The 1054-nt window shown below is 46.9% G+C and carries 1 protein-coding gene; it reads right to left on the reverse strand.

The window, feature by feature from the left end; translation table 11 throughout:
* A partial coding sequence (locus R7Z50_RS24835; RefSeq protein WP_318149394.1) for an amino acid permease occupies positions 1–1054 on the reverse strand: 1054 nt, incomplete at both ends.

A 1054-nucleotide genomic window follows, 5' to 3' on the forward strand; every position in this document is an offset into this window, starting at 1 on the left:
CGTAAACGCTGTTGTCTTCGACAGGTACACGGCGCACTTTCATTGTCATCGACAATGGAACAAAAACTGCCAAGAACACAAGAATAATGCCTGCGTAGCTTAAAATTGCTAAGAAATGTTCCGGAGCAAATACAGCACCAAGTAGCGGCAGAATAAATGTGGTGACGAATACCACTGGCTTGCTGGTTTTGAGCAAGTCCGCGTTTTGGTCGTAAAGCGCCATTGCCACACCCAAGAATGAAGTTAGCAACGCCAAACCAGTAAACATGGACAGAATAAACTCCAAGCCATTGTACTGTTGACCAAGAACCGAGATAAGTTCAGTGACGTTTGAGTACTGTACCAGCTCATGTGGCGGCAAGTTACCCACAACCGCAAACAACCACAATAGGTAACAAACCAAAGGAATCGTAGAGCCGACAACGATCATGTTACGCAGCTGAGTTTTGCTCGCTTCTTTGTTGTAAGTCACCAACGAAGGAATGACGACCATAAAGCCAAAACTGGTGAATAGCACAGAACTGGTTTTGATCAGTGCCATTTTGTCGCTACTCACGACTTCGTTTAGGCCTTCGAATGAAACACTAGGAGCAAGAGCAAACAGCGTTAAAACAAGCGCAACAATCATACCGATAAACAGACCACGGTTCAGCTTGTCGACCACACCAGTGCCAGCAGAAACAATCAGACCCACTAAGATAGTAAAGCCAACTTGGCTAGAAACAGTGGAAACAGAAAGGCCGACTGATGCCGTGATTTTTTGCACTAGATCGCCAGCGCCAATGATGTAAGCCATCAATAGACAAACAAGCAACGCGTAAAGCAGACCATTGGTCACTAACTGACCGCCTTTACCCAGTGTTTCGCGGGCGATTGCGTTCATACTTACGCCACCACCGACTTTGCAACTCGCTTCAAGTAGAAGCAAAGCGGCATAAGTCGTTCCAGCCCAGATGAACAACATAAGAAGAGTGCCCCAAAGGAGGCCAAATTGAGCAAGCACCATAGGTATGGCAAGCATACCAGCGCCAAGAGCAGTACCTGCAACGATCAG

The organism is Vibrio sp. 1249-1, from assembly GCF_033340495.1.